At 44.7% G+C, this 589-nt stretch carries 1 protein-coding gene; it reads right to left on the reverse strand.

Going from position 1 to position 589, the window contains the following annotated elements; genetic code table 11:
* On the reverse strand, positions 1-589 hold a 589-nt coding region (locus tag F6X55_RS19985; protein ID WP_474103975.1), incomplete at both ends, for an SH3 domain-containing protein.

A 589-nucleotide genomic window follows, 5' to 3' on the forward strand; every position in this document is an offset into this window, starting at 1 on the left:
GCCACCAATTGTCCCCATAATCCTTTACAATTGGATAAGACTGACCCTTTTCCAGCTCTCCTACTTTTTTGAGAGAGCCGCTTCGATTATCATAGACTGGGATATTAGCAGTATATACCCTGAAAAAATTATCCGTAGACTTTGTCTCTACCTTTACTTCTGCTTTTCTTACGTAACCTATTCGATCTGAAAGCAGTACTCTCCACCAGTTCCCATAGTCTCCAACCAAGGCGTAGTGCTCTCCTTTAGCTATTCGACCAAAAGGAACGAGGCTTCCCGAGGTATTGTCATACACGGTTACTTCTTTCAACGTTTCAAACGTGCGGGATTGATTAGAATATTTACTATTTTCATTTCGTAGCGAGCTGCCGTCATCCGGAATAGTATCCGATTTCCTTACATATCCATAAATGCCTCCGAAATCGATACGATGCCAGTTTCCATAATCACTGACCCGCGGGTAGACCTGGCCTTCTTCCAATTGGCCCATCGGTCTTAAAGCGCCATTCCCTCGATTGTCATAGACTGTGGTAGTGTCGGTCACTTTAAAATAACCCGCTTCCGAGCCATCCCACGGATTCACGCTTTG

Origin of the sequence: Sediminibacillus terrae (assembly GCF_009602435.1) — a bacterium.
Lineage (GTDB): Bacteria > Bacillota > Bacilli > Bacillales > Amphibacillaceae > Sediminibacillus > Sediminibacillus terrae.